General features: G+C 64.3%; 18 protein-coding genes and 1 tRNA gene. 5 read left to right on the forward strand and 14 right to left on the reverse strand.

Annotation, left to right across the window (positions count from 1 at the left end):
• Positions 1 to 154: 154 nt before the first annotated feature.
• From ACZ1JV_RS10190 to ACZ1JV_RS10200, 3 genes are all read left to right on the forward strand, one after another.
• Positions 155 to 1,381, forward strand: coding sequence for a glycoside hydrolase family 27 protein (locus ACZ1JV_RS10190; protein ID WP_465151462.1), 1,227 nt, complete (start codon positions 155 to 157; stop codon positions 1,379 to 1,381).
• A 365-nt stretch (positions 1,382 to 1,746) separates the two neighbouring features.
• Entirely contained in the window at positions 1,747 to 4,590 is a 2,844-nt protein-coding gene (locus ACZ1JV_RS10195; protein WP_465151463.1) for a TonB-dependent receptor plug domain-containing protein, read from the forward strand.
• Between the two features lie 173 nt (positions 4,591 to 4,763).
• A tRNA-Gly gene (locus ACZ1JV_RS10200) sits at positions 4,764 to 4,837 on the forward strand.
• A 136-nt stretch (positions 4,838 to 4,973) separates the two neighbouring features.
• Here the strand turns inward: ACZ1JV_RS10200 and ACZ1JV_RS10205 are convergent.
• The 10 genes from ACZ1JV_RS10205 to ACZ1JV_RS10250 form a co-directional block, all read right to left on the reverse strand.
• Positions 4,974 to 5,411: a response regulator gene (locus tag ACZ1JV_RS10205; protein WP_465151464.1), complete on the reverse strand. Its 438-nt coding sequence runs from the start codon at positions 5,409 to 5,411 to the stop codon at positions 4,974 to 4,976.
• Entirely contained in the window at positions 5,398 to 6,573 is a 1,176-nt protein-coding gene (locus ACZ1JV_RS10210; protein WP_465136485.1) for a sensor histidine kinase, read from the reverse strand. Before ACZ1JV_RS10210 ends, ACZ1JV_RS10205 begins: the two co-directional genes overlap by 14 nt.
• Complete coding sequence (locus ACZ1JV_RS10215; protein WP_465136484.1) at positions 6,570 to 7,196, reverse strand: chemotaxis protein CheB; 627 nt, start codon at positions 7,194 to 7,196, stop codon at positions 6,570 to 6,572. Before ACZ1JV_RS10215 ends, ACZ1JV_RS10210 begins: the two co-directional genes overlap by 4 nt.
• On the reverse strand, positions 7,189 to 8,118 hold the full coding sequence (locus tag ACZ1JV_RS10220) for a CheR family methyltransferase (protein ID WP_465151465.1): 930 nt from the start codon (positions 8,116 to 8,118) through the stop codon (positions 7,189 to 7,191). Before ACZ1JV_RS10220 ends, ACZ1JV_RS10215 begins: the two co-directional genes overlap by 8 nt.
• Positions 8,115 to 11,126, reverse strand: a complete 3,012-nt coding sequence (locus tag ACZ1JV_RS10225) for a response regulator (RefSeq protein WP_465151466.1) — start codon at positions 11,124 to 11,126, stop codon at positions 8,115 to 8,117. Before ACZ1JV_RS10225 ends, ACZ1JV_RS10220 begins: the two co-directional genes overlap by 4 nt.
• Before the next feature lie 227 nt (positions 11,127 to 11,353).
• Complete coding sequence (locus tag ACZ1JV_RS10230; RefSeq protein WP_465151467.1) at positions 11,354 to 12,028, reverse strand: DUF1109 domain-containing protein; 675 nt, start codon at positions 12,026 to 12,028, stop codon at positions 11,354 to 11,356.
• The gene (locus ACZ1JV_RS10235) at positions 12,025 to 12,564 is read right to left on the reverse strand and encodes a sigma-70 family RNA polymerase sigma factor (protein WP_465151468.1); all 540 of its coding nucleotides are present in this window, start codon (positions 12,562 to 12,564) and stop codon (positions 12,025 to 12,027) included. The genes ACZ1JV_RS10230 and ACZ1JV_RS10235 overlap by 4 nt, the downstream gene beginning before the upstream one ends.
• Before the next feature lie 80 nt (positions 12,565 to 12,644).
• Positions 12,645 to 14,246, reverse strand: a complete 1,602-nt coding sequence (locus tag ACZ1JV_RS10240) for a GtrA family protein (protein ID WP_465151469.1) — start codon at positions 14,244 to 14,246, stop codon at positions 12,645 to 12,647.
• Entirely contained in the window at positions 14,243 to 14,629 is a 387-nt protein-coding gene (locus ACZ1JV_RS10245) for a GtrA family protein (RefSeq protein ID WP_465151470.1), read from the reverse strand. The genes ACZ1JV_RS10240 and ACZ1JV_RS10245 overlap by 4 nt, the downstream gene beginning before the upstream one ends.
• Before the next feature lie 4 nt (positions 14,630 to 14,633).
• Positions 14,634 to 15,701: a glycosyltransferase family 2 protein gene (locus ACZ1JV_RS10250; RefSeq protein ID WP_465151471.1), complete on the reverse strand. Its 1,068-nt coding sequence runs from the start codon at positions 15,699 to 15,701 to the stop codon at positions 14,634 to 14,636.
• Positions 15,702 to 15,878: 177 nt separating this feature from the next.
• On the opposite strand from ACZ1JV_RS10250, the gene ACZ1JV_RS10255 reads away from it, so the two are divergent.
• Positions 15,879 to 18,116: an O-linked N-acetylglucosamine transferase, SPINDLY family protein gene (locus ACZ1JV_RS10255; protein WP_465151472.1), complete on the forward strand. Its 2,238-nt coding sequence runs from the start codon at positions 15,879 to 15,881 to the stop codon at positions 18,114 to 18,116.
• A gap of 15 nt (positions 18,117 to 18,131) precedes the next feature.
• Here the strand turns inward: ACZ1JV_RS10255 and ACZ1JV_RS10260 are convergent, their stop codons facing one another.
• The gene (locus ACZ1JV_RS10260) at positions 18,132 to 19,787 is read right to left on the reverse strand and encodes a hypothetical protein (RefSeq protein ID WP_465151473.1); all 1,656 of its coding nucleotides are present in this window, start codon (positions 19,785 to 19,787) and stop codon (positions 18,132 to 18,134) included.
• Positions 19,788 to 19,971: 184 nt separating this feature from the next.
• Positions 19,972 to 21,309, reverse strand: coding sequence for a methyltransferase domain-containing protein (locus tag ACZ1JV_RS10265; RefSeq protein ID WP_465151474.1), 1,338 nt, complete (start codon positions 21,307 to 21,309; stop codon positions 19,972 to 19,974).
• Positions 21,310 to 21,585: 276 nt separating this feature from the next.
• Here ACZ1JV_RS10265 and ACZ1JV_RS10270 point away from each other — a divergent pair, with 276 nt between their 5' ends.
• On the forward strand, positions 21,586 to 21,948 hold the full coding sequence (locus tag ACZ1JV_RS10270; RefSeq protein ID WP_465151475.1) for a hypothetical protein: 363 nt from the start codon (positions 21,586 to 21,588) through the stop codon (positions 21,946 to 21,948).
• A 185-nt stretch (positions 21,949 to 22,133) separates the two neighbouring features.
• Here the strand turns inward: ACZ1JV_RS10270 and ACZ1JV_RS10275 are convergent, their stop codons facing one another.
• Entirely contained in the window at positions 22,134 to 22,817 is a 684-nt protein-coding gene (locus tag ACZ1JV_RS10275; RefSeq protein WP_465151476.1) for an energy transducer TonB, read from the reverse strand.
• A 173-nt stretch (positions 22,818 to 22,990) separates the two neighbouring features.
• Complete coding sequence (gene rpoN / locus ACZ1JV_RS10280) at positions 22,991 to 24,544, reverse strand: RNA polymerase factor sigma-54 (RefSeq protein WP_465151477.1); 1,554 nt, start codon at positions 24,542 to 24,544, stop codon at positions 22,991 to 22,993.
• Positions 24,545 to 24,571 lie beyond the last annotated feature (27 nt).

Consider the following 24,571-nt stretch of genomic DNA (forward strand, 5'->3'; position numbering starts at 1 on the left):
ATCAAGCAGGATGACTTCACCTTGAATCGTCATTGCGAGCGGAGCGAAGCAATCCAGCGGCGGCTTACGCGACTCTGGATTGCTTCGCTTCGCTCGCAATGACGCACTGAGGTTCAGGGTGATGTCGTCGCATTCTAAAGAAAGACCATCCGCTATGTCGCGTTTCGCGAAGCTCGTCGCGCTCGCCCTGAGCCTTGCCCCCATGGCACTCGCCAATCCGGCATTGGCGGAGGAAGTGGACCAGAACCGCCTGCCGCCCTCGCAGGACCCGACGCGCGTGGCCAACGGCCTTGCGCAGACGCCGCCGATGGGCTGGAACAGCTGGAACAAGTTCGCCTGCAACATCTCGGAAAAGACGATCCGCGATACGGCGGACGCCATCGTTTCCACCGGCATGAAGGATGCGGGCTACAACTATCTCGTCATCGACGATTGCTGGCATGGTGAGCGTGACGCCAAGGGCTTCATCACCGCCAATGCCAAGGCCTTCCCTTCGGGGATCAAGGCCACGGCGGACTACGTCCACTCGAAGGGCCTGAAGTTCGGCATCTATTCGGACGCCGGCACCAAGACCTGCGGCGGCCGCCCCGGCAGCCAGGGCCACGAGTATCAGGACGCGATCACTTACGCTTCGTGGGGTGTCGATTACCTGAAGTACGACTGGTGCAGCACCGGCAGCCGCAATGCGGAAGAAGCCTATGCGCTGATGTCGGATGCGCTGCGCTCCACGGGGCGCGACGTGCTGCTTTCGCTCTGCGAGTGGGGCACCAACAAGCCGTGGCTATGGGCCTCGAAGATCGGCAATATCTGGCGCACCACGGCCGACATCACCGATAAGTGGTCGGGCAAGCACGGCTATGCGCTGGGCATGCTCGATATCGTCGACCTCAACGAGCCGCTCTGGCCCTATGCCGCGCCGGGGCACTGGAACGATCCGGACATGCTCGAAGTCGGCAACGGCGGCATGACGACCACCGAATACCGCAGCCACTTCTCGCTCTGGGCGATGATGGCCTCGCCGTTGATCGCCGGCAACGACGTGGCGAACATGAGCGCGGACACCAAGGCGATCCTGCTCAACAAGGACGTGATCGCGGTCGATCAGGACAAGCTGGGCCGTCAGGGCCGCCGGATCGCGAAAGATGGAAACGGCGAAGTCTGGGTCCGCACGCTGGCGGGCGGCAAGCGCGCCGCGCTGCTGTTCAACCGAGGCGAGGCGCCTGTAACGCTGACGGTGAACTGGGCGCAGCTGGACTATCCGGCAGGCCAGTCGCTGAAGGTCCGCGACCTGTGGGCGCACCGCGATCTGGGCGCGATGAAGGGCAGCTATTCGGCCAAGGTCGAACCCCACGGCGTCGTCATGGTGACGCTGACGCCCTGAGGGCAGCCTGTGCATGACGGGATGCGCCTTGGGGGAACCCTAGAGCAGTTTCCGATCCGATTGCATCGGATCAACTGCTCTAAGATTCTGGTTTGACGCATTTTCCGAGTCATCAGATGATGCCATCTGATTGGAAAATGCTCTAGGTGCATCTCGGGTCATGTTAGGTGTCGTTCAGTCGCATTGTCTGGGCAGAGGCGATTAGAAGCCCCGTTGTGAATAGCCGGGGCACCTGTTTCAATCACACCCCAACAGCAAAGACCGATAACAAAGCTGTAACAAGACAGCAAATTAACGGCGATCTCCCGAGGTCGCCGAACAAGGTCTTTCGGTAACTCGATTTGCCGATCCATTGGGAGGTTGTGATGAGGAAAGCCCATCGGGCTGCCGCGCTTCTGTGCGGCGCCAGTCTTTTGCATGCGGTTCCGGCGTTGGCGCAGGACGCGCAGGCTGCGGATACTTCCGCTAGCGAACCCGCCGCCGTTCCCGCGCAGGACATCATCGTCACCGGTTCAAGAGCGATCCGCAACGGCGATTCCATGCCTTCGCCGGTCACCGTGGTCCAGCCCTCCAGCTTGCTCGCGGTCCAGCCCGGCACGCTGGCCGATGCCCTCAACGCGCTGCCCGTCTTCGCCGGCGCGCGCGGCCGCACCAGCAACCCCACCTCCACGGGAAGCGGCGGCGCGGGCAATGGCTCGGCCAATCAGCTGAACCTGCGCAACCTGGGCCCCACGCGCACGCTGGTGTTGATGGACGGCCTACGCGTCCCGCCGACGCTGCTGAACGGCGTCGTCGATGTCGACATCATCCCGCAGATGCTGGTCCAGCGCGTCGATACCGTCACCGGCGGCGTCTCGGCGGTCTATGGTTCGGACGCGGTCAGCGGCGTCGTCAACTATATCATCGACAAGGGCTTCAACGGCCTGAAAGTGCAGGCCAGCAGCGGTATTTCGCAGCGCGGGGACGCGTCGCAATACGACATCGGCGTCGCCGGCGGCACCAGCCTGTTCGGCGGCCGCGGCCATATCGAGGCGAGCTACGAATACCGCAAGGAAGGGGGCATCAAATACCGCTCCTCGCGCGATTATCTCGACAGCATCGGCGTGACCGGCACCGGCACCGCCGCCAATCCCTATGTGCTGCAGCACGATGTCCGTCAGGCCAACACGCCGTTCGGCGGCCTGATCACCAGCGGTCCGTTGGCCGGACAGATATTCGGCGAGAACGGCGTGCTGCGTCCCTTCGTCCACGGCGCCACGACCGGCACCAGCGGCCTCGAAATCGGCGGCGACGGTGGCTATTACGACAGTTCGCTGGTCAGCCCGCTGGAATTCAACCAGATCTTCGGCCGCTTCGATTTCGACGTCAGCGACAAGGTGCATTTCCACGCGCAAGTCGCCGGCGATATCAAGAGCAACCAGAACTGGGCCGATCCGCTGCGCCTTTCGGGCGTGACGATGAGTTCGACCAACGCCTTCCTGCCGCAGGCCTATCAGACCGCGATGGCCGGCGTCAGCAGCTTCAAGTTCGGCGAGATGGTCAACGAATCCGGCCGCCTCAACTCGGTCTCGCACACCGACCAGTGGACCGCCAACGCCGGGTTCGATGGCAAGCTGGGCGCGTTCGACTGGAACCTCGATTATGTCTGGGGCGTCACCACGCTCAAGACCACGCTGAACAACAACGTCAACAACCAGAACCTCGCCGCCGCGCTCGACGCGGTTACCGATCCGGCGACGGGCAATGTCGTCTGCCGCGTGACGCTCACCAATCCCGGCCAGATGCCGGGCTGCGTGCCGCTCAACGTGTTCGGCCCCACGTCCGCCAGCCAGGCCGCGCTCGCCTACGTGATGCCCAGCACGCATTACCGGGCGCAGACGCGGATGAACAACGTTTCGGGCAGCATCTCCGGCTCGCCGCTCAGCACCTGGGCCGGCCCGATCAACGCCGCGCTTTCGGCCGAATGGCGCAAGGTCAGCTTCGATGCGGACAGCGATACCGATCCCAACGAATATGCCGATTGCACCGGCCTGCGCTATAATTGCACGGCAACCACCAAGCTCTGGCTCAACAGCTTCGCCGCATCGCCCAAGGTCAGCCAGACGGTCTATGAGGCCGCGCTGGAAGTCGATGTGCCGCTGCTGAAGGACGTGCCGTTCATCCAGGCGCTGAACGTCAACGGTGCGGCGCGCTATACGCATTACAACACCTCTGGCACGTACTGGACCTGGAAGGCCGGGCTGGACTGGCATGTTACCGACACGCTGCGCATCCGCGGCACCCGGTCGCGCGATATCCGGGCGCCCACGCTCTACGAACTCTTCGCGCCGGCCAACTCGATCCCGGTCAACCCGGTCGACCTGTTGACGGGTACCAGCCCCAGCGTGCAGCAGACCGACCTGTCGAACCCGGACCTGAAGGCCGAAATCGCCAATACCCTGACCGGAGGTATAGTCTGGAGTCCGACGCCGCGCGCCAGCATCGCGGTGGACGCCTATCACATCACCATCGACGACGCGGTGACGCAGATTGCCGGTTCCACCACGGCCTATCAGCAGGCCTGCTATGCCAGCGGCGGAACCTCGTTCTATTGCTCGCTGCAGGACCGTCCGAACGGCTACGCGGACACCAGTGCCGCGAATGCGGTGACGCACTGGTACACGCTCTACATGAACCTCGCCCAAGTGGAGACATGGGGCATCGATGTGGAAGGCAACTATCGCACCAGCCTGTTCGGCCGGCCGGCCTCGCTGCGCGTGCTGACGTCGTGGCAGCCGCATGTCTACTATCGCCAGCAGGGCACCACCACGCTGGATCAGGGCAATGTCGCGTTCGGTCCGCTGGGGCTGTCGGCCGGTCCGGCATGGCGGATCAGCGCCTTCGCGCAAGTCAAGCCGGCCGAACATCTGACGGTGGACCTGCTGGAACGCTGGCGCGGTTCGATGAAGCTGGGCGGCGATCCGACGCAGTATTGGGTGAGCAACCACGTCGATTCGTTCGCGACCACCAACCTGACGCTGACCTTCGATGCCGACGCCGGCTTCGGCAAGGCGGAGTTCTACGTCAACGTCACCAATCTGTTCGACGCCAAGCCGCCGGCAGCGGCCTATTCGGGCAACGGCACCCGCGCGGGGCTGCGTGACGGCTTTGCCCTCAGCGACGATCCGATCGGACGGGCGTTCCTTGCCGGTTTGCGCCTGAAACTCTGAACGCGGCTATCACCACTTACGACCATCCTTGCCCGGCCCGTCGATGACGAGCCGGGCATTTTTCCATGATCGAAACCGATGTGCGGCGGCGCGATCAATTTGATGCGCCTCACCATATTGACGGATCCCCCGCGACCGTGGCAATGCCTCGCCTCCGGTCAGCGAGCCGGCGTGCGGGTGTAGCTCAATGGTAGAGCAGCAGCTTCCCAAGCTGAATACGAGGGTTCGATTCCCTTCACCCGCTCCACTTCCCCATGCAGCGAAACGAACCCTCTCTTATTTGCGCGCTGCGCGGCAAGCCGCTTCGCTTGCGGTTCGATTCCCTTCACCCACTCCACTTCCCATGCAGACATGTCGCGTTCGGCACCTCCCGTTCGAAACGCTCAATTCGGCAGGCGACTGGTCGTGCTCCAAAAGTTCACCACGTCGTGCAGGGCTTCGGCATATTTGCGGCCGTTGAACGGTTTTACCACGTAGCAGCTGGCGTGCCGTTCGTAACATTCGCGAATGTCGTTGGGCGATTCCGACGATGTGAACATGACTACCGGGATATGCCGCAGGCGCGCATCCGCCTTCACCGTGGCCAGCAGTTCCTTGCCGTCCATCCGGGGCATGTTGATGTCCAGCAGGATAAGCTGGGGAATCGGAGCGGGATCCTCGCCCGTTTCCGGGCCACCGTCCGGGCGGAGGATTTCCAGCGCCTGCACCCCGTCGTGGGCAACCGTCAGCGCGCAAGGCTGCTGCGCGTTTTTCAGGGCGCGCTCCGTCATTTCCACGTCGCCCTCGTTGTCCTCTACGATCAGGATCTTAAACGGTTTCATGATGGCCGGCCTCCTTGCTTGGGAGCGTGAAATGAAACGTGGTGCCCTGGCCCGGCGCCGAGGTGAAATCGATGTCACCACCGCAGAGCTGGATGAACTTGCGACAGGTGGACAGCCCGATGCCGGTGCCGGGATAGTCTTCCTTGCGGTGCAGCCGCTGGAAGATCGTGAAGATTCGCGTGCGAAAAGCCTCGTCGATGCCGATGCCGTTGTCCTGGACCGCAAAATGCCAGAAACGGCCCTGGCGAGCCGCCGTAACCTGTATTTCCGGCGGGCGATCGCCGTTCTGGAATTTCAGGGCATTGCCGATCAGGTTCTGGAACAGCACGCGGATCAGCGTGGAACTGGTTTCCAGCCGGGGCAGGGGGGCATAAGTCACCCGGGCGCCGCTGCTTTCGATCGCATCTTCGAATTCGATCAGGATTTCGCCCAGGATCGCTTCGCAATCGACCGTTTCCAGCGCGATCTCCTCTCGCCCCACGCGGGAGAATGTCAGGATGTCGCTGATCATCTTCTGCATGCGCCGGGCGTTGTCGAGGATGAAGTTCAGATAGCGCTTGCCCCCTTCGCCCAGGCTTTCCTCCGAACTTTCGGCCAGCAACCCGGCGAAGGCGTTCATCATCCGCACGGGTTCCTGCATGTCGTGCGAACAGATGTAGGCGAAGCGCTCCAGTTCCTCGTTCGATTGCGACAGGATGGCGTTCAGGTGCAGGATCTGCTGGCGCTGCACATAGAGATCCAGATAGACCTTCACCTTGCTTTTGAGGATATCCGGATTGATCGGCTTGAAGATGTAGTCGACGGCGCCGATTTCGGCGGCCTTGGAAGCGTACTTGTCTTCCTTGGAAATGGCGGTGACGAAGATGATCGGCACCCCGGCCATGCTTTCGTGTTCCTGCATCAGCATGGCGGTTTCGAAGCCGTCCATCTCCGGCATCTGCACGTCGAGCAGCACGATGGCGAAATCGTGCCGCAGCACCAGCGAAAGCGCCTCGTTGCCAGAGGCCGCCTTGAAGATATCGGCCTGAAGCGGCCTCAGCACCTTTTCCGTGGCCAGCAGGTTTTCCCAGCGGTCGTCGACCAGCAGGATCTTGGGGCGGGTCTCCGCCAGGGCGGCCGGCCCGGTGGTCAGCGGTACGCTTTTGAGGATCGCGGTGGTCATGCCGGTCGTTCCTTCGACAGGGTCTTTCCGGTGATCGGGGCTGGCCTTCCCAGCTTGCCCAGCTTGCCCAAAAGGGCGGCGATGGCGGGCAGCGGCAGGATGTCATCCACCGGGCCGGCATCCAGAGCGGCGCGGGGCATCGGCGGGGCTTCGGCGGTTTCCGGGTCCTGCACGATCGCCCGCCCGCCCCGGGCGCGGATATATTGCAACCCGCTTGCCCCGTCGCGATTGGCGCCGGTCAGCACCACGCCGATCAATGCCGGGCCGAAGGCGTCGGCCGCGCTTTCGAACAGCGGATCGATGGCGGGCCGGCAGTAGTTGACCTTCTCGTCGACCGAGAGGCTGAGGCTGCGATCGGGCTCCACCAGAAGATGATAGCCGGCGGGCGAGATGTAGACGGTGCCGCCCAGGAAATCGGACTTGTCCTCAGCCTCGGTAACCGCAAGTTTGCAATCTCTGGCAAGGATCTCGGTCAGATAGCCGCGCGATCCGGCGTCGATATGCTGGACCACGGCGACGCGCAGCGCGAACCGTTCGGGCAGCGCGGAAAGCAGCGATTTCAGCGCCTGGATCCCGCCGGCGGATGCCCCCACCACGACGGCCTCGTAGCGGGGCTCAGCCATGGGGGACGATCCCCCGCTTCTTGTAGATCCGCTGCCGACCGTCGAGCGCGTCGTAGAGTGGCCGAACTGCCGAGAAGTTGAGGCTTTCCTTGGCCCCCAGGCAGAGATAGCCGCCGTGGCGCAGCGAATCCGTGAACAGGCCCAGCACGTGCTCCTGCAATGTCTTGTCGAAATAGATCATGACATTGCGGCACGTGATCAGGTTCATCTCACCGAATACGCCGTCCGTCACCAGGTTGTGGTAGGAAAAGGTGATCCGTTCGCGCAGGAAACTTTTCATCCGCGCATAGCCGTAGCTGGAGCTGTAATAGTCGGCGAAATCGCCGCGGCCGCCGGCTTGGCGATAGTTGTCGGCATAGCCCGCCATGGCCCGGGCCGGGTAAATCCCCTTTTCCGCGATATCGAGCGAATCCTTGTTGAAGTCGGTAGCGTAAAGGCGCGCGCGGTCCAGATAGCCTTCCTCGTGCAACAGGATCGCCAGCGAGTAGACTTCCTCGCCCGTGGCGCAGCCGGCGCACCAGATCTTGATGAAGGGATACGTCTTGAACACCGGGATCAGGCGTTCGCGGATCACGCGGTAGCAAGGCGGATCGCGGAACATTTCGGTGACGGTGACCGACATGTAGCGCAGCAGCCGGTCGAAGAAGTCCTGATCGTGCAACACGCGCGCCTGAAGGTCGCTGAAATGCGCAAGGCCCGCCGCGCGCCGGGCCTGATCCAGGCGGCGGCGGATGGAGGCATGCGAATAGTGCGTGAAGTCGTAGCTCCAGCGGCGGCGGATGGCCTCCAGCAGCAGCGCGATCTCGATCGTTTCGACGTCCTCGCGCCCATGCGGCGCGGGCAGATCAGCGATATCGTCCTCGGGCAAGGCCGCGGGCAGTGGCGCGCCTGACATCGGCATGCGCAGCGAAGCCAGCTTCATGCCGCCTTCTCCTGCCGGAACAGCCAGACCCGCAGCAGCGTCAGCAGCCTGTCGATGTCGACGGGTTTGGTCATATAGTCGTTGGCGCCGGCATCCATGCAGTGATCGACCTCTTCCGGCATGGCGCGGGCGGTAAGGGCGATGATCGGCAGTCTGTCCCATTCGCGGTTGCGGCGGATTTCGCGCATCGCCTGGTAGCCGTCCATCACCGGCATCATGATGTCCATGATCACCAGTTCGATCTGCTTGTGTTCCCGCAGCTTTTCGATCGCCATCTGCCCATTGTCGGCGATGACGAGGTTGAGGTTGTGCTTCTTCAGCACCTTGGAAAGGGCAAAGGTATTGCGCATGTCATCGTCGACCAGCAGCACGGTGCGGTTCTTCAGCGTCTGATCCGGATCGTGGTGCATACGGATCAGCGCCTGCTGGTCTTGCGACAGGCTCGATTCCACGCTGTGCAGGAACAGGGTGACCTCATCCAGCAGCCGCTCCGACGAGGATGCGCCCTTGATCACGATGCTTTCGGTATAGTTGGCGAGGTTGCGGTTTTCCTCCTCGGTCAGATCGCGGGCGGTGTGGACGATGATCGGCGGTCGGCCGTCCTCTCCGATCAGCCCCTCCGCCCTCTTCAGCCATTCGAAACCGGTCATGTCCGGCAGGCTGAGGTCAAGGATCACGCAATCGAACGCTTGCCGCTTCATCTGGTCCAGCGCCCCGGAACCGGTTTCGGCAACGGTGATCTCGATGTTCTTCTGCGTCAGCAGGCTGCGGATCGCGGTCTGGGTGACGCGGTCGTCCTCGATCAGCAGCACGCGCTTGATCTCCGCATGCAGCAGCGCCTCTATGCGGGTGAAGGCCGTGTCGATATCCTCTTCGGCCACGGGCTTGGCCAGGAAGCCCATCGCCCCCTTGCGCATGGGGGCCAGTGCCTCGACATTCTCGACGCCGGAGATGATGTGGACCGGGATGTGGCGCGTGTTCAGGGCGTGCTTCAATTGGTCAAGCACGATGAGGCCGTCGATATCGGGCAGGCGCAAGTCCAGCAGGATGGCGGTCACGGGATATTCGGCAGCCAGGATCAGGCCGCTCTTGCCGTCCCCGGCGGCCAGCACCTTGTAGCCGCGCTTGTGCGCCGTTTTCATCAGGATCATCGCGAAGCCGGGATCGTCCTCCACGATCAGCAGGACGCGGTCTCCCGGAGTGATCACCTGCCGGTCATCGTCGATGAAGCGCCGCATGGGCGGGCGTTCGGCGGCGGCGGCGTGGGGCGGGAGGACGACCGGGGCCGCCACCATGGGCGCAATGGTTGCCACCGCCGGGCCGACCCGGCCAATCGGCAGGAACAGGGTAAAGGTCGATCCCTGGCCCTTCGCGCTCTCCACGTGGATTTCGCCGCCCAGCACTTGTGCGAACTTGCGCGCGATCGTCAGGCCCAGCCCGGTGCCGCCGTAATGGCGGTCGATCGATCCGTCTTCCTGCTGGAACGCCTCGAAAATGTCCTTCAACTTGGTTTCGTCGATGCCGATGCCGGTATCCGTCACCGCCAGCGCAATCGTATGGGCGGGATCGAGATCGGCGCGCTGCAGCCCCTCTCCACCCCGCGCGCGCCGCAGCGCCAGCGTGACCGCACCCTGTTCGGTGAACTTGAAGGCATTGGACAGCAGGTTCTTCATGATCTGTTCGACGCGCTGGGCATCGGTTTCGATCCGCGCGGGCAGGGCGGGGTCGCACTCGATCCGGAACGCGACGCCCCTGTCGCGGGCGACCAGTTCGAAGCCCTGCTTCAGCCGGGCGACGATGGCATCGACGGGCGTTTCTTCGGCAACGATCGTGATCTTGCCGGCCTCGACCTTTGACAAGTCGAGGATATCGTTGATCAGGTTCAGCAGTTCCAGCCCGCCGTTGTGGATGACGCGGGCTTCCTCCACTTGTTCGACGGTCAGGTTGCCCGTCTCGTTGGCGGCAAGGCTGCGCGACAGGATCAGCAGCGAATTGAGCGGCGTGCGCAGTTCGTGGCTCATGTTGGCCAGGAATTCGGACTTGTACCGCGATGATTGCTCGACCTCGCGCACTTTCTGTTCGATCAGGCGCCGGGACTCTTCCAGTTCGCGGGACTGGGCGCGGATCCGCTCGTTCTGCTCCTCCAGCGCGCTGGTCTTTTCCTCCAACTCCTCGTTCGAAACCTCGATCTCTTCGTTGGAGGCCTTGAGTTCCTCCTGCTGCATTTTCAGCTCTTCTTCGCGCCTTTCCAGTTCCTGGGTGTAGAGCAGCTGCTGGGCCTGCGCGCGGGCGCGGCTGCGCTGGTAAAGCCAGATGGCGACAACGATGCCGAAGTACGAAACCAGGGTGATGCCGCCCATCAGCCACTTGTTGTGTTCCAGATTGGCCGCATCCACTTCCTGGCGTTGCCGCAGCAGGTGCTCCTCCTCCGCGGTCATGACGGTCAGCTGCTCGCGCACGCGCGCGATCAGGGTCTGGCCGTGGATAAGGACGGGTTCGGTAACTTCGGTCCGAGGCGCCGCTTCGCGCGCCTCTATCGTTCTTGCGAAGTAATCGAGCAGAGCCCGGCTTCGGGTATCCAGTTCGTCCATATTGGCTTGCTGGGAAGCGTTGTCCGCCGTCAGGCTGCGCAGCAGCGCCAGTTCCTGCCTGATGGAGCGGTGCACGGGCGCTCTGTCATCGTCCGTCGGCGCGCTTTTGCCATCGCGCAGCGCATCGGTGTACGTCTGTAGAAAGTCGCGATTTCCGGTCAGAAGGTAGCCGGGATGGCCGGCGCCGGCGCTTTCATAGAGATCGCGGAGCAGGGATATGTGCCTGCGGACAGAGTACGTGTGATCGACCCAGCCGCGCGCCCGGCTGACGGCGGCGTCCTGCATCGCGAACATCAGCGTGGCCAGCAGGAAGGCCGCCGTGACCACCCCTATGGCGATCGCCGTGGCGTGGCGGGAAAACAGGTTTTCCTGCAAATTTTCCGGAGGCAGGTCTTCCTTGCGCGGCGCTGGCATCATGGGCGTCTCTCGGAATTCCGGCAGCGGCGACGGCGTTGTCGGCAACCGTCGTGACCGGAATGGAAGAACTCATGCTGCCGCTGCGCGGATCCGCCGTTTCGCCCACGATCTCCCCCGGGCGCCCCCGCGCATTCGACGTCGGTCAGCGCTTAAGGCAATGGCCGAAAACCGCTTTTTAACGGCTAATGGCGGACTAGGTATCGATACGGGGCGGTGCCGGGAAACGGCTACCAGCGCAGCACGCGGGGCCCCAGCAGCGCGCCCAGCCCGGCGGCGAGCGCAATGCCCAGCGAATACCAGGTCAGCACGAAAAGCGCCGATGTTTCAGGGCAATGCAGGCAATAGAGGCAGGCCGCCCATGCCCCCGCAGCCAGGCCGGCGGTGGCGCCGGCCAGACGCAGGCGCGTCGGCGCCAGGCGCCGCAAGGCCCAGAGCAGCCCGGCAAGGATCGGCAGCGAGAGCAGGAACACCACGCCAGCACAGACCTTCCAACTGTGCCCCAGCCACATGTGCAGCCATTGCGAAGGCGGGACATGGAAGAGTTCGAGCGCGGCCGCGAAGCCAAGCAGGATCAGCGGCAGCACCAGCAGCCAAAGCCGTCGCTGCGGCCCGCAGTCCGGCCGGGCGAGGCGCAAGGTGGCGACGAGGCCCAGCGCGCCCAGCGCGGCGACATAGACCGTTTTCATCCAGAACCGGCCGCCCTGGATCGCCTGGGCCAGATCGTGCCGGATACCCAGGCCCAGCACCAGCAAGGCCGCCGTCACCAACACGCCCAGCGCCAGCCCGGTCATGATTCGCCGTGCAGCGGCATGGCGCGGCACCGCGCACAAGTCCGCGCTCAGCGAGGCGACGAGACGGTCGCACGCGCCGCTATCATGGCCTTTTTCGCGATGGGCGCTCATTTCAGCGCCTCCCGCACGCGGGCGGCCAGCGCCTTGAGCCCGCGATGGGTGGAAACCTTCACGTCCGATTCGCCCATCCCCTCTCGCGCGGCGGCTTCGGCGGTGGACAGTCCTTCGATCCGCGTCGCGCGGATGGCGCGGGCCTGCTTTTCGGGAATCGTTCCCAGCAGCGCTTCGGTATCGATGCCGGCGCCCACTTCGTCCTCGAAGCTGTCGATCGAAAAGCTGTCCTCCAGCCCGTCGATCGGCACAGTGCGGCCCTGCCGCCGGAAATGGTCGATCATCTTGTATCGGGCGATCGCATAGAGCCAGCCGGTGAAGCTGCGCGAAGGATCGTAGGTCATCCGGCGGGAGTGCAAGGCGATCAGCGTTTCCTGCAGAAGATCCTCGATATCGTCATCCTGCCCGCGCATCCGGCGGCGAAAGAACGCGCGAAGGCGTGGCACCAGAGCTTCCAGCAGGCGGGCATAGGCGCGGCCGTCGCCATCGAGGGCGCGGACCATCCAGTCCCTGAGTTCGGTCTCGCCGGTGCGCATCAGCATATCCTGGGGTTCGTCCCAATGGGCCAGGACGTTACACGCTGCCGGAAGATGTGCGAGGATTTATCCTTGCGCGATCATTCCCCTGCGCGGCGGTAGAGCACCGAGTGGCCATTTTCGCCCGAGCGGACGACCGGGGTCCAGCCCGGCACCGGCAAGACGCGCGTATCCTGCCAGATGATCCAGAGATAGGGCACGGCGAGAGGGACTTGCGCGGCACTTTGCAGCACCGGGACTGGAGCCCCGGGGTGCGCGTTGCCCAAAGTCTGCATGATCCCCTTGCAGGGTTCGCCGATCTCGGTCGAGGAAGGATCGCGGTCGAACGGCGCGGCTGCCGGGTTGGAAATGCTCAACAACTGGCCGCCCGACATCGCGAACTGGTCGTTGGCGAAGGCATGGCGGCGCATCAGCGCATAGCTGGCGATGTGCATGTTCCGCTGCCGCCCCTGCAGAACATAGGTGCGGCAAGGCATCGCGTTGAAGGTGACGAGCTGCGAACCGCGCGGGACATGATCCAGCACGGCGGTTTCCTCGTGGATCTGGCGGTTCCACATGGCCATGCTCACGGTATTTCCGGCCAGTCGCATTCCGAAGAAGGCAAGCCCCAGCACGACCAGCCAACCCATTGCGCGCGATCCGGAGGCCGGGCGCAGCGCAATCAGGGCCAGCGCAAAGATCGACGGCATCATGCGCATATCCGCGTAATACGAACCGTAGATCCAGCTGGGCATGATCCAGAATGCCGCGAAGAGCAGCGCGGCGGAGAGTGCCAGCCCCTTGTGCAAGGAGAAAGAGGAAGAGCGCCAGGCCGATACGATAAGGATCACCAGACCCAGCGCGCAGAGCGAATCGAACAGGCTCCAGCGGTCGGCCAGGACATTGGCGATGAAGTAGAGCTTATAGGCGAGCAGAAACCAGCCCTTGGTCGGCAGGTGTTCCGGTGTGTGCGGCCACAGCAGGCTGAGCAGCTGCGGAACCAGCAGGCAACTGCTGGCCATGAAGCCGGTGATTGCCGCGCGCCAGAACCGGCCGCTGGCTTCCAGCCTTGCCGCGAATTCGCAGCAGCCGACCATGATGCAAAGCACGGCCCATCCAGCCAGATGGCTGATCCAGACGACCCCGGCGATCGGACAGAACACCAGCCAGCGCAGGCGCGGGCGCGCGGCCATCCACGGGCTGATCCAAAGCGCCAGCGAAAGCGTTGCCAGCGCGATTGCCAGCGTGAAGTTGATGAAGCCGTATTGAAACGGATTGCCATAGGCCAGCGGCAGGGCGAACAGCGCGGATGCCGCGATCCGGCCATGGGCCGCGCGCGACAGCAGCAGATAGCCCGCCGTCTGCAAGGCGACGATCAGCAGCGCGATCGCCTTCATCGTCAGCCTCAGGCCGATCAACGGCTCCAGCGCAAAGGCGAGCAGGTCGGTGCCGAGGTTGGGGATGAGGTTCCACTGGAAGTAGAACCAGCGGGCGATATCGGCCGAACGCCCTGCGTCCTGCTGCACCATGAATCGCGACATATGCGCGGGAAGATCGGTCAGCGGCGGCACTTGCGGAATGATCAGCGGCACGCAGGCCAGCAGCACCAAAACCAGCACGGCCGCCCAACCGCCCGGCAGGTAGCCATGTCGCCAGTCCGCCGGGCTGGTCGCCGCCCGCTCTTGGGCCGTCAGCGCCCTCATCGTGCGGCGCCCGCTGCTGCGAAGACGAAGCGGCGCGAAAGCAGGAAGAACGTAACGGAATAGGCTGCCATCGCAGCCACCTGCCCGATCAGGTTCTCCACGAAGCCCAGGCTTCGCATGGCCGCTAGAACGGCAAGATTGGTTGCGTAGGCCACTGCGAAAACTCCCAGGAAAAGTCCGATTTCCCGCGCGCCCACCGCGCCGCGGATGCCGAAAGTCCAGCGCCGGTTCAATGTGAATGAAACGCAAAGACCAATGGCATAGCTGGCCGCGTTGGCGATCCAGTCGCCTGCGCCCGAACGCAGCAGCACGGCGATCGCGGCCAGTCCGACCAGTGTATTGATCAGGCCGACAAGCCCGAAACGGAAAACTGCGCGCAGCATCCGGTCAGTCGCGCCCGGCGCCGATGGTCCAGCTTGTCGCGGCAATCATGGAATCGAAGGAATCGCGCGTGATGGCCTGCGCGGCCGGTGTACGCTGCGAGCGGATCTCGCGCACGATGAACAGAGGGCGGCGCTTGTTCTCAAGGTAAAGGCGGCCGAGATAATCGCCGAAAACGCCCAGGATCAGCAGTTGTACGCTGCCCATGATCAGAACCACGGCGATCAGGCTGGTCCAGCCCGCGATCGTGCCGTCACCTATCCAGCGCACCAGTGCCCAGGCCAACATGGCGAAGCCGACAAGGCCCATCGCCAGCCCCAGGTGCGAGGCGATGCGCAGCGGCAGCGTGGAAAAGCTGGTGATCGCATCGAGTGCCAGGCGAATCATCTTGTGCAGCGGATAGTGGCTTTCCCCCGCCACGCGCGGATCGCGGTCGTATTCCACGGGGACTTGCTCGAAACCGATCCAGCTGACCATGCCGCGAATGAAGCGGAAGCGTTCAGGCATGGCGTTCAACTGGTCCACCACGCGCCGCGTCATCAGCCGGAAATCGCCGGTGTCGAGCGGGATCTCGTGGTCCGCCATCCGATTCAGCAGCTTGTAGAACATCGAAGCGGTGGCACGCTTGAAGCGGCTTTCGCCCATCCGCTCACGCCGCTTGCCATAGACGACGTCGTAACCCTCGTCGATCTTCGCCAGCATCTCACGCAGCAGTTCCGGCGGATCCTGCAGATCGGCATCGATGATCATCACCAGGTCGCCGCGGCAAACCTGCAGCCCGGCGGTCACGGCCAGCTGATGGCCGTGATTGCGGGAGAGGTCCACGCCCAGCACATGCGGGTTGCGCGCGGAGAGGGCGCAAATCTTGGCCCAGGTACCGTCTTTCGAACCGTCGTTGACCAGCACGATCTCGAAATCGTCGCCCACCTCGGCCGCGCAGGCGGCGGTGAGTCGCGCTTCGAGCATGTCGAGCACGGCCTGTTCGTTGTAGCAGGGAACCACCACGGAAAGGCGCGGCGGCGCGGGTGTCAGCTGTGCGGTTGCCAGCTGCGAAGCGATCGGCTCCATCTTCATGGTCTTCGAAATCCCCCGAACGGCCCTTGCGGCGTCTCCCGCCTTATCCGCCACGAATGGTTAATCCTGTGTAAAACCGCACGAACCGCGGGTTTTTGCGGAGGATGACCGTCATGGCTCATGAACCCTGTTTGCCTAGCTCTGGACGCGCGAAGCCTGGCGCCGGGGAGGTTGGCTGTGAGCGGACTGGAAGCATTGATGATCAAGGCGCGGGGCGCGGCGCGGCGGGGGGAGACCGAAGCCGCACGGGCGCTCTACCGTGAGGCGTTGGACAGGTTTCCCCGCAATTCGCGCGCCCGTGCCGCACTCCACGCGCTGGAGGCGGCCAATGCCAATCCGCCGGCGGAGCAGCTCGACGCGATGATCTCCGCCTACCAAGCCGGGGCGATGGACGAGGCCGCGCGTCATGGCGCCCGGCTGGCCGAGGCATTCCCGCAAAGTTTCACCGTTCACAACCTTCAGGGTGCGGCCCTGCTGGCATTGGGCGTGCTGCCGGCGGCGGAAGCGGCGTTCCGCCGTGCCATCGCCGCCGATCCCGATGCCGCCGCCTGCTACAACAATCTGGCCATCACCTTGCGGCAACAGAACCGCACATCGGAAGCCGAATCGATCTATCGCACGGTGATCGCCCGCCACCCCGACTATGCCGATGCCCATTACAACCTTGGCAACCTGCTGGACCTTGCCGGACGTGCCCGGGAGGCCGAGGTGGAATTCGCCGCGACCGTGAAGATCGACCCCGGCTATGTCGAGGCGCACTACAACCTCGGCAACTTGCGCGCGAAGCGGGGCGCGCGCGGCGCGGCGATTGACGCCTATCGCAAGGCGGTGACGCTGAAGCCGGATCATGCCAATGCCTACAACAACATGGGCGGCGAACTGCTGCTGCTGGACCGCATTGACGAGGCTCTGGAGGCTTACGACCAGGCCCGGGCAGCTGGGCCCGAGAATACCCAGGCCATCGTCAATCGGGGCAAGGCGCTGGTGCTGAAAGGGGCGCTGCCCGATGCCATCGCCGCTTTCCGCCAAGCCTTCGAGATCGATCCGGACGACCGTTCCGCGCTGCTGCAGGCGCTGTTCGAGGAAGCGCATGTCTGCGATTGGCGCCACCGCGACCAGTTCGCGCTGACCGATGGCCCGTCGGCTGCTGCCGTCCAGCCTTTCGCAACGCTGCCATTCCTCGACGATCCGGAGCACCAGTACCGCCGCTCGCTGGCCTGCGCGGCTGTGAAGTTCGGCGCTGAGCCGGAAACCCTGCCCGATCCGGAGCCATCCGCCGATGGTCGCATCCGCATCGGCTATTTCTCGGCCGACTTCCACGATCACGCGACGATGTACCTGATGAGCGGCCTGTTCCGCGAGCATGACCGCACCCGCTTCGACGTCCGCCTCTACAGCTACGGCCCGCCGCGCGAGGAGGATGTCTCCCGCGCCGAACTGCGCCGGCATATCGATGCCTTCACCGAGATCGGCCACCTGACCGACGCGCAAGTGCGCGACCTGGCCCGCGATGATGAGTTGGACATCGCGGTGGACCTGAAAGGCTATACGCGCGGCACCCGCAGCACGATGTTCGGCCAGCGCCTTGCGCCCGTGCAGGTGAGCCACATGGGCTATCCGGGCACCATCGGCCATTCCTGCATCGATTACTTCGTGGCCGACGCGGTCGCGCTGCCGCCCGGCGCGGAGGCGTGGTTCAGCGAGAAGATCGTGCGACTGGCCGGCTGCTATCAGGCCAACGACGACCGGCGCGTCATCGTGCCCGACAGCCGATCCCGCGCGGAATGGGGACTGCCGGAGCGGGACGGAGAGCGGGGCTTCGTGTTCTGCTGCTTCAACCATACCTACAAGATCGGCCCGGCCGAATTCGCCGTGTGGATGCGGTTGCTGGATCAGGTGGAGGGCAGCGTGCTCTGGCTGCTGCGCTCCAACGAATGGGCCGAAGCGAACTTGCGGCGAGAGGCAGAGGCGCGCGGCATCGATCCGGCGCGGCTGGTCTTCACCAAGGGCATTCCCCATGGCCAGCACCTTGGCCGCCTGGCCCACGCCGACCTGTTCCTGGATACCTTCAATGTCAACGCCCACACCACCGCGTCCGACGCGCTCTGGGCGGGGCTGCCGGTGCTGACGCTGACCGGCCAGCAGTTCGCAGCACGCGTGGCGACCAGTCTGGTCCATGCCGTGGGCCTGCCGGAAATGGCGGTGACGGCGGTCGATGCCTACGAGGCGACTGCGCTGGCGCTGGTCCGCGATCCGGAGCGCCTGATGGAACTGCGGGCGCGGCTGGCGGAAAACCGCCTGACCGCGCCGCTGTTCCGCACCGCGGATTACACGCGCCGCCTTGAAAGAGCCTTCGCGGAAATGCACCGGCGCCGGCTGGAAGGGCTGGCGCCGGATCACTTCGAACAAGACTGATCCACTCGAACCCTGTCAGGGAACGAGCGCGGAAACCTCCAGCCGCTGCCCGGCGTATTCGGCGTAGCCGCGCGACAGGGGCAGGCCATCGGCGCCTCGATCGAAGACGATGCCAGCGGGCAATTTGCCGCCCAGCGGTCCGAATGTGATCGTCAGGTCCATGCGGCCGGGCTGCGGGCCCGCCAGTTCGACCTTGGCGGCGTAGGTCGATCTGCCGCGCGGGTCGATCGCCATGGATTCACTGCCCGAATAGACGTTGCGGCCATCGTCGCTGAAGTTTGCGTAGGTCTTTTCGATCCGCGTGGGCGTGCGGTGGTAGGTCACGTAGCCTGAGGTCCGGCCATAGACTTTGATGTCGATATCGTGGCTGGACCGGGCATAGACGCCAACGGCCGAGAGGTCGGTAATGCCGTAAGGAACACGGTCGGGCGTCGGGCGCGTGGGGACTGCCGGACCGGGCCGGTAATCGGGCAGGCGCACGACCTGGACGCGCTGGCTGCCGCCATCGCGCCGCCCCTCCATCCACATCGCCCGCTTGCCGTCGGGATGCCAGGACATCGGGGAATAGTAGACCCAGGACGGGTCCGAGTTCAGGTCGATGCCTTTGTAGCCGGGCTGATGCTGCGATTGTGCGATGTCGATCAGCGCCGGCCCGATGCTTCCGGGGCGATCACGCCTTACGCCGGTGACCCCGTAAGTATAGGCGAACATGCTCAGGCCCATATTGAGACTGTCCGGATAAGGGCGCGGCAGCAGGTCCAGTACCGCCGGGTTCGATCCGGGCGAGAAGCGCGTCGTCATCGTGATGCCAAGGCGGCCGTCGGGCGAGACGATCGTCGTTTCGGTATAGCCCGGCGTGTCGGTGACGGCTTCGTTGCGGCCATCCGCCAGATGCAGGATCACCGAGTCCGGCAAGTCCCGCCGCGCCGCCCCGGCCACCGATATCGCCGTGCCCCCATCCACGAATTGTTTGACCTCGCCGCCCCGGATCGGCGCGGGCAGGACGCCGTCGGCATGGGCAGGGTCGCGCGTGGTGAACGGGTCCAGCGTGCTGACGATCTGCGCGCCGGCAATGGTGTAGCCGCTATCGTTCCGCCGCAATTCGCCGGTGAAGACCAGTGCGGAATAGTTGGCCAGCAGTGTGGTCCAGGCGACGTGGCGATTGTCCGGAGCGACGATGGGCTCCGACCATCGGTGGCCGATGTCGTCACCGTCCGCGACTTCGGCCGGGTACTGCACCGGAAGCAGTTTCGCATCGTCGCAGGTGTCCAGAGCCTTGGCGCACTCGATCACGAAATCGCCCAGGAAGATGCGCCGGTCGTCGGGAAAGACCATGAAACGCAGGCCGTTGTCCTTCGGCCGGTCCGGAATGCGGCCGGTGAAGAAGGGGTGAAAGCCGGTGCCGTCGTCGTTCAGGGTTGCCAGCGAGATCTCCCGTTCCGGCGTTGCGGCGTCCTTCGTATAGCTGACCAGCACTTTGCCCGAAGGCGTATAAGTGGCCGAGCGAACCGTAATGCCGGCCGGCATCGGAATGGTGGCGATGTCGTGCCGCCCGAATGCCTTCGCGGCGTCCGTCGAGGGGGCGGCAGGGGCCGCGGCGAGATCCTGTGCACCGGTCGCCAGCGCGGCGAGGACTGCTGCAAGCGCGGCGGTTCTACTGTCGATTTTCAATGTAATGTCCACCCTCGTTGATGCGCGGCGGCAAGGGGCCGCAAAGCCGATGCGCGAATGCGCTTCGTGCTGGCCGATTGCCGCTGGCGGACAAGGCCAAATCCGTAACGCATCGGCTGGCGCACCCAAGATCCGCAGAAAAGCGGACATCTTCCAATTCACGCTTCGCGAATGGGATGGGCTGTCAGGCGGCTTGTGCCAGTGCTGGCTTGCTCAGCAGGGCGAGGAGAGAGATGCGGTTGAAGAACCACATCCTTTGCAGTTCCAGGCCGCTGTATTTGCGCAGGGTATTGGCGAAGGTGTACGGCGTGTACCAGACGTTGTGATCGGGGTGCACACCTTCGAGGAAGGTTTCGCTCTCTGCCTGATAGTCGAAGTGGCGGGCGCGGCACTGGAAGGCGTCGGGCACGGAGATGAGGAACAGGCCGGCGTCCACCGCCTCGATCTGAGTGAGGAACCCTGCCACATCGGGAACGTGCTCCATCACTTCGGGCACCAGCACCACATCGTACCGGCCGGTCGCCTGCGCCAGATCGGTGAAGAGTTCCCCGCCAACGTAAGGACGAAGCTGCTCCAGCGCCTCGCCATGCGGATCTACGCCGTCGAGATGGGCGCAGTGCTGTTCCAGCTGGACGTGGAGCGAAGTGCGCGGATCGGTGATCGGCCAGTCCGCGCAGCCGACATGAAGCACGCGCTGCCCGGCGAGCAGGCTGGCGAAGACGTCCATCCGGCCCAGCGCGGCGAGTTCGGAACTGACCGGCACACGCTGGAGGAAATAAGGCGCATGGATCTTTTCCAGAGGCGAGGCTTCGGCAGCAGGTTGCGGCGTAGTTTTTCGCGGGGCCGATGAAGGCGTCGGTGTGGTCGTTGGCACCGTGACGGTGCCCAGATCGGCCTTGTGGATGCGGTCGTAGCTCTGGTTGGTCGATCCCCAGAGCTGATGGGCATAGACCGGATCGCGCCCTTCGTAGGTCACCCCGGTGAAGTGGCGGGGGATGAAGTAATGGCTGGGATAGATGCGCAGCGGCGTATAGGCGAACTTGCGATAGCAGTCGGTCAACCGCTGCGGCCCCACCGTCTTCCACGCCATTTCGCCGACGACGGAAGGGCTGGCGGCGATGTCCTCGACGATCTGCTTGACGAAGGGATTGCCCGCCGCGCAGCCGAAGTAGCCGGCGGCGATCAGCCCGGGCCGCGCAATCTCGCTTTCCCAGCAGGCGAAAGCCTCGCAATCGAGCAGGTTCTCGTCCAGCGGGCGGGTGCAGATGCTGTCCGCGTCGAACACGATCCCGCCGTGTTCGTGCAGGATTTCCCAGCGCATCATGTCCGCCACGCCGTTCCATTCGCGTAGGCGCATCGCGGCCATGTGGCGGGCGTTGATCCAGTCTCGCCCGTCGAGATCAGCGTTGCCCCAGAGGCGGAAGGTCCATCCCGGATGCGCCGCGCGCCAGGTTTCGATGCAGTTGTCGGGACGCCGGCTTTCATCGCCGACCCAGATGAAGTGAAAGGTCTTCGGGATCATGGTGTTTTGCCCGTCCGCAAGGATGCCGCCGGAAGCCACGGCGTCATCGGTGAGGACTAGGCCAACAGGGTTGATTGAACCCGAAGAGGTCGCAGGGGAAAGTGCCTAGTCGCCGGGCCGGTTTAGCGGCCTGTTCAGGGGTGGGCGGCGCATGATAGGCGTGCTTTCATGCGGTTATCTCTTGTATTGGCAATCCTGTGCGGGGCGGTCGCTTTCGGAGCACCGGCAACGGCGGCCGCAGCAGAGCCCTGTCTTGGCGGGCTAAAATCCCGGTTGATGGCCGGGCGCTTCTCCGGCTCGGTCGATTGTGTGCACGATCGGCTTTCCGTCGCGAAAATCGGGCGGTTGCGAACGTTGGGGCACGATTTCGTCGTCTACGATTACCGCTATCAACTGGCGCACGTGTGTGACGAGTGTGCCGGTCATGGCGGGCAACGCATCCTGATCTTCGATCGCGGCCGCTATCTGGGCCAGTACAAGCCGGATCCCCTGCGTGTGACACTGGACGATGGGGCGCTGCTGTTCTGGCCCGTCACCGCCGACCGTCTGCGGAAGGAACCCGTGGTGGTGAGGGTGACGCGTCGCGGTTTTCCAAAGGAAATCGTAGTGGATGTTGAAGTGCTCCGCCTGTTTCGATAGGCGGCCGGTTCATCATCCCAAGCCAGCCTCAAAAAGCGGTGACCCGCCCGCGCGGCGAGGGGTGCGCCGGGCGGACGGGACCGTGGGCCGGGGACGGGATGTACCCCGGCCCCTCGACGTGCCGGAGCGGCACGGTGGTGCGGATGTGCGCCGCTCCGGGCGGTCTGACCCAAAGGGGGATAGGGTCAGTCCCGCGGGATGATCCAGCGGATCGTCCCCATGTAACTGCCGGCGGCCGTTTCGCCGTCGGCATTGGTGGCGGGCTCAAACCGCGCCCGCTTGCTGACATATTTGCAGGTGGCCTCATCCAGCCCCGAATAGCCGCTGGACGCCAGGATCGAACACTGGCCCACGCGGCCGCGTGCATCCACGTCGACGCGGAAACGCACCAGACCCTGATGCTCTGCCCGCAATTCGCTGGTGGGATAGTCCTGCGTGGTGATCCACGTCGAAGGATCGTTGCGGGGGATCGCGCCGCGCGGCTGGAAGCGGGGGCTGGGCGTGGTCGACGGCTGTGGGAGGGGGGCGATTACATCGCCGTCCGGCGTTCCGGTGGCCGTCGGGAACGTGGTGGGAATAGTGGTCGGTTGGGTGCTGGTCGTTGGCTTGACGATATCGGAATGGGTGGTGGTGGTGATGGTGTCGATCGGCTTGGTCGGTTCCGGCTGCGTCGTCGGTTGGGGAGGCGGCGGTGGCGGCGGAGCGAGCGGAACGAAAACGCCTTCGGGATTCCGCGGCGGGCTGGCCTGGAATATGGTCACGGCAAAGCCGTTGATCAGCGCCAGCGCCACGCCGCCCTGGATCAGTGCGACAATTCCTCCCGTGAGGAATTTCTGGTTGGGGTTGGAATTCCGATCGACGTAGGACATCGGCATTCTCTCCATCTATGCCCTTTTATTCCTGCGATTTCGTCCTTCGGACTGTCGCAAGCCAGGTGCATTTCATGGATGAAGGCTAACACGATTTGGCTGTTTTCAAATAAAATAATACTCAGCAATACAAGCATTTAACTGGCGATACTGACTATCACCATGCTTAGTATTTACCGCGCCGCAGCAATCGCTTTCTGACGGCGGCGCTGCACCGAACTGCCAAGGCCGATCGCCTCGCGATACTTGGCCACGGTGCGCCGGGCCAGTTCGAAGCCCTTGGCCTTCAGCAGGTCCACCAGCGTATCGTCGGAAAGGATCGCCTTGGGATCCTCCGCATCGATCAACTGGCGGATCGCCGCCTTCACCGCCTCTGCAGAAGCGCCTTCGCCGCCGGCCGCCGCCACGCCCGAAGTGAAGAAGTATTTCAGCTCGTAAGTCCCGCGCGGGCAGTTGAGATACTTGTTGGAGGTGACGCGGCTGACGGTGGATTCGTGCATCCCGATCGCCTCCGCCACCGTGCGCAGCGTCAGCGGCTTCAATTGTGAGACGCCGTGGCGGAAGAAGCCGTCCTGCTGGCGCACCAGTTCGGCGGCGACTTTCAGGATGGTCTTCTGCCGCTGGTCCAGCGCCTTGATCAGCCAGTTCGCATCGGTCAGCTTTTCGGAAAGCCAGTTGCGCGATGCCTTGTCGGTGCAGCCGCGACGCAGTTCGAGAAAATAGCCACGGTTGACGATCAGGCGCGGCAAAGTCGCTTCATTCAGCGCGATGTTCCAGCCGGGCTGGTTTTCGCCTTTCGTGCTCTCCGCTTCCGTCGCCTCTGCCGGGGAGACGAGAATGTCCGGCACCACGGCCGCGCCGGGCTCGCCACCGAAACGCAGGCCCGGCTTGGGATCGTAGCCGCGCAGTTCGGCCAGCATGTCGGCCATATCCTCATCATCCACGCCACACATGCGTTTGAGTCGGGGCAGGTCGCCGCGCGCGACGAGATCCAGATTGTCGATCAATCGCGCCATGCAGGGGTCGTAGCGGTCCGCTTCCTTCGCCTGAAGCGCGATGCATTCGCCCAGCGTTCGCGCGCCGACGCCGGTGGGGTCCAGCGATTGCAACAGGCCAAGCGCCGCCTTCGCCTCCGCTTCCTCCACGCCCAGATCGATGGCGACTTCGTCCAGCGCCACCGGCAGGTATCCCGCTTCGTCCAGCAGGCCGATCAGGTAGCGGGCGATGCCGATCAGCAGATCGTCGTCGCTGGCGGTGCCGAGCTGACTTTCCAGATGCTCGACCAGCGATGACTCGCCGCCGCCATGCTGGTCTATGCCCGGGCCTTCGTCCGCGCGGCCCAAGCGCAGGTCACCGCTCCAGTCCGCCGAGCCGGCATCGCGCTCGTGGCCGTCGCCGGTGTCACGTTCGCGTTCGCTGGCGGGGATTTCGTTGTCGAGCGGGCGATCCTCGCCGCCGCGGCCTTCGCCGATCAGCCGGTCCACCGCCGAGGTTTCGGGCGAGGTTAGGCGCGGCGTTTCCGGCGGTGCTTCGCCGGCGGCCGGTCCGATATCCGGCGCGGAGGCAGCGCCGCCCACATCCAGCAGCGGGTTCGCCTCCAGCGCTTCGCCGATGAAGGTTTCGATTTCCAGATTGGACAGCGCCAGCAGCTTGATCGCCTGCTGCAACTGCGGTGTCATTACCAGCGACTGGCTTTGCCGCAGGTCGAGCCGGGGCCCCAGCGCCATGGCTCAGGTTCCCGAGTGGGGCTGCCT

This window comes from Novosphingobium sp. BL-S-19 (genome assembly GCF_055521675.1).

What these genes read in the sequence shown, in the direction of transcription:
- ACZ1JV_RS10190 (WP_465151462.1), top strand. Translation starts at nt 155, where the DNA reads ATGTCGCGTTTCGCGAAGCTCGTCGCGCTCGCCCTGAGCCTTGCCCCC.
- ACZ1JV_RS10195 (WP_465151463.1), top strand. Translation starts at nt 1,747, where the DNA reads ATGAGGAAAGCCCATCGGGCTGCCGCGCTTCTGTGCGGCGCCAGTCTT.
- ACZ1JV_RS10205 (WP_465151464.1), bottom strand. Translation starts at nt 5,411, where the DNA reads ATGAAACCGTTTAAGATCCTGATCGTAGAGGACAACGAGGGCGACGTG.
- ACZ1JV_RS10210 (WP_465136485.1), bottom strand. Translation starts at nt 6,573, where the DNA reads ATGACCACCGCGATCCTCAAAAGCGTACCGCTGACCACCGGGCCGGCC.
- ACZ1JV_RS10215 (WP_465136484.1), bottom strand. Translation starts at nt 7,196, where the DNA reads ATGGCTGAGCCCCGCTACGAGGCCGTCGTGGTGGGGGCATCCGCCGGC.
- ACZ1JV_RS10220 (WP_465151465.1), bottom strand. Translation starts at nt 8,118, where the DNA reads ATGAAGCTGGCTTCGCTGCGCATGCCGATGTCAGGCGCGCCACTGCCC.
- ACZ1JV_RS10225 (WP_465151466.1), bottom strand. Translation starts at nt 11,126, where the DNA reads ATGATGCCAGCGCCGCGCAAGGAAGACCTGCCTCCGGAAAATTTGCAG.
- ACZ1JV_RS10230 (WP_465151467.1), bottom strand. Translation starts at nt 12,028, where the DNA reads ATGAGCGCCCATCGCGAAAAAGGCCATGATAGCGGCGCGTGCGACCGT.
- ACZ1JV_RS10235 (WP_465151468.1), bottom strand. Translation starts at nt 12,564, where the DNA reads ATGCGCACCGGCGAGACCGAACTCAGGGACTGGATGGTCCGCGCCCTC.
- ACZ1JV_RS10240 (WP_465151469.1), bottom strand. Translation starts at nt 14,246, where the DNA reads ATGAGGGCGCTGACGGCCCAAGAGCGGGCGGCGACCAGCCCGGCGGAC.
- ACZ1JV_RS10245 (WP_465151470.1), bottom strand. Translation starts at nt 14,629, where the DNA reads ATGCTGCGCGCAGTTTTCCGTTTCGGGCTTGTCGGCCTGATCAATACA.
- ACZ1JV_RS10250 (WP_465151471.1), bottom strand. Translation starts at nt 15,701, where the DNA reads ATGAAGATGGAGCCGATCGCTTCGCAGCTGGCAACCGCACAGCTGACA.
- ACZ1JV_RS10265 (WP_465151474.1), bottom strand. Translation starts at nt 21,309, where the DNA reads ATGATCCCGAAGACCTTTCACTTCATCTGGGTCGGCGATGAAAGCCGG.
- ACZ1JV_RS10270 (WP_465151475.1), top strand. Translation starts at nt 21,586, where the DNA reads ATGGCCGGGCGCTTCTCCGGCTCGGTCGATTGTGTGCACGATCGGCTT.
- ACZ1JV_RS10275 (WP_465151476.1), bottom strand. Translation starts at nt 22,817, where the DNA reads ATGTCCTACGTCGATCGGAATTCCAACCCCAACCAGAAATTCCTCACG.
- rpoN (WP_465151477.1), bottom strand. Translation starts at nt 24,544, where the DNA reads ATGGCGCTGGGGCCCCGGCTCGACCTGCGGCAAAGCCAGTCGCTGGTA.